This is a genomic window from Synechococcus sp. H55.11, assembly GCF_047462475.1.
Taxonomy (GTDB): domain Bacteria; phylum Cyanobacteriota; class Cyanobacteriia; order Thermostichales; family Thermostichaceae; genus Thermostichus.
This window is the reverse complement of sequence record NZ_JANSJI010000041.1, coordinates 1-2497: the sequence shown is the minus strand read 5'-3', so window position 1 is coordinate 2497 and position 2497 is coordinate 1. Positions and strand designations below refer to the sequence as shown.

The 2497-nt window shown below is 60.1% G+C and carries 3 protein-coding genes; 2 read left to right on the top strand and 1 reads right to left on the bottom strand.

The genetic code is table 11. From position 1 onward, the window contains the following. Window positions 1-278, top strand: a 278-nt coding sequence (locus NW853_RS01645; RefSeq protein ID WP_414347368.1) for a chorismate pyruvate-lyase family protein, incomplete at its 5' end; no start/stop codon positions are given. A gap of 393 nt (window positions 279-671) precedes the next feature. Here NW853_RS01645 and NW853_RS01640 read toward each other — a convergent pair. Continuing rightward, a complete protein-coding gene (locus tag NW853_RS01640) occupies window positions 672-953 on the bottom strand; it encodes a J domain-containing protein (protein WP_414347365.1) in 282 nt (93 codons plus the stop codon). Between the two features lie 96 nt (window positions 954-1049). Between NW853_RS01640 and NW853_RS01635 the strand changes: the two genes are divergently transcribed. Then, window positions 1050-2462 carry a serine/threonine protein kinase gene (locus NW853_RS01635; protein ID WP_414347364.1) on the top strand — a complete coding sequence of 471 codons (1413 nt, stop codon included), beginning with the start codon at window positions 1050-1052 and terminating at the stop codon, window positions 2460-2462. Window positions 2463-2497: the final 35 nt, after the last annotated feature.

The following is a 2497-nucleotide window of genomic DNA, read 5'->3' as shown; positions in this document are numbered from 1 at the left end:
TGCTCTATGCCACCTCTTGGTGGAACTCCGACCATCTGGCTCGATACTTGCCCCACCCCAATCTGCCCATTGGTCAAAACCTAATCCAAGAAAAACTGGAGACCTTTCGCGAGTTGCGGCGGCTCTACTACGGCGAAGCCGAGCCCATTGCCCGGCTTCTCAACTGCCCCGGTCCTTTTTGGGCTAGGCACTATCTCCTGTTACACCGGGGCCAGCCTTTGACGGTTATTTACGAGGTCTTTTCCTCCCGCCTGCGGGCCAGAGTCCTGCCTGGCTAGGGCACCCAGCGCACGGCTTGCCGGCGTTCTTTGCTGCCGTTGGCCGATAGCATGCGAGTTGGGCTGGCCGCTAGGAGGGAGAAAGGAGACCAGCAGAAGGGGCAACTGGGGCCGAGAACCTTCTAGGGCGTTGCCCGTGTCGGATGTCTGGGGGGACAGAGGAGGCTGCCAGAGAAGGATCCGCATTGCCGAGAAACTGAGAGGTGCCAACAACAACCGTTTTGCTGGCCACATCCAAACCTTGGGCCGGGCTGAGGACATTCCAGAGGGCCAAACTTGCCAAACAGAGAGCAGCCCCCCTCCAGCCGGCACTCAAGAGCGCAAGCCAAGCAGCAGAGGTCACAGCCGGCTGCGGCAAGGGGGAGGGCTGGGGGAGGAGGCTGAGATGTAGACTCAGCGTTGCTGGCTATTGCTGAGGGACGTGGTATCTCGCTGGGCCAATTGCTGCAACCCTTCGGGGAAGTCGGCAGGCAGACGAGCTGGGTGAATCTCGCGCACCCGCCGACGGTAAGCGGCTTTGATCTCCTCCAGGCTGGCTTGGGGAGAAAGCCCTGGTAGTAGGTGGGGAAACAGGCGGAGGGGCCAGGGGAGACTCGGTAGAGAACCAGGGATCCCTCGCCAGCATATCCTGCCCGTTTTGGGAAAGCTGTTGGATAGGCTTTCCAGGAATCCCATTGATTCTGTCTCCCAGAACAAATTTCTGACCCCGAGGGGATCCCTGTCCTAGAGCTACTATGGAGCTGAGCAAACGGGGTGCTTGAGCGAGGAGAGATGGCTTCAGAGCGTCCAGTTTGGCGGCAGCGGTATCAACTCGAGCGGCGGCTGAGCAAGCGTAGCGGTAGACACACCTACCTAGCGCGGGATCTCCTCACCTCAGAACCGGTTGTCATCAAGCTAATCCTATTCGGGCCGGATTTCAACTGGGCCGACCTGAAGCTGTTTGAGCGAGAAGCCCAGATCCTGCAAACTCTCTCCCACCCGGCCATTCCCCAGTACCGCGATTGCTTTGAAATTGCCCTGAAAGGGGGGCGCGGCCTGGCGCTGGTGCAAAGCTACATCGACGCCCCCTCGCTGCAGGAGTGGATGGAGCGAGGGCGGCGTTTTGCCGAGCCGGAGGTGCGCGACCTAGCGCAAAAGCTGCTGCGCATCCTCATTTACCTCCATGAGCTCCACCCGCCGGTCATCCACCGGGATCTCAAGCCCAGCAACATTCTGTTGGCAGCCGACGGGCAGGTGTACCTGGTGGATTTTGGCTCGGTGCAGGCGGCTGGGCCGCGGGAGCAGGGATCCTACACCGTGGTGGGGAGCTACGGCTACATGCCCCTAGAGCAATTTGGCGGCAGAACTGTGCCTGCCTCCGATCTCTACAGCCTAGGCGCCACGCTGATTCACCTGCTGACAGGCCAGCATCCGGCGGACTTGCCGCAGGTGGGATCCCGGATTGGGTTCGAGTCAGCGGTGCAACTGAGCCCGGCCTTTCGCGACTGGCTGCGCTGGCTGACAGAGCCCTTGGTGGCGAACCGTCCCACTTCTGCCCGGCAGGCCCTGGAGGCGCTGGAGCAGTTGGATCGCCGCCCACTGCCGGTTCCTTCGACAGCAGCCGCGGTTCCCCCTCGACGGCCGGCGGGCAGCCGGATTCAACTGCACAAGTCCGAACAGACCTTTGAGGTGGTGATCCCGGCCAAACGACTTCTCGGCTTGGTTTGTTTGCCTCTCGTCGTTGCCGTCATTGCGCTTAGCTACTACGCTCTTTGTATTGCCGCCTCCACGGTCGGGACAGATGAGGAGGCTATGGAGGTTAGTCCTTTTTTTCTGCTCATGCTGGCCTGTGTGCTCTTCGGGGAGGTGGGGTGGTTGGTGCTCCTGACCCTCTACAGCTTATTCGGCAAGGCTTACCTGTATATCGACAAAGAACGGATCAGCTTAGCCTACGAATTGCTTGGCCTGCGTTTTCATCCAGTTCCCCCTAGTCGGCGATGCTACATTGACCGGCTGGAGCTGATCCCGGGCTATACCCGACGACAACCTTATTCTGGGACCCTGGAAGAGGTATGCCCACAGTTGAACATTTGGGCGGGCAACCGCAAGTACGAGCTAAAGAATCTGCAAGAGCCAGAGCTAGAATGGTTGGCCTCGGAGCTGAGCCGTTGGCTGAAGATCCCGATTGAGCGGCAGAAAGGGTAGTCCTCAATCCAGGTAAGCGCTCAGCTCCTGCTCCA

Excerpts from the sequence above, each read along its gene's own strand:
- NW853_RS01635 (WP_414347364.1), top strand. The coding sequence starts at position 1,050 with ATGGCTTCAGAGCGTCCAGTTTGGCGGCAGCGGTATCAACTCGAGCGG.
- NW853_RS01640 (WP_414347365.1), bottom strand. The coding sequence starts at position 953 with ATGGGATTCCTGGAAAGCCTATCCAACAGCTTTCCCAAAACGGGCAGG.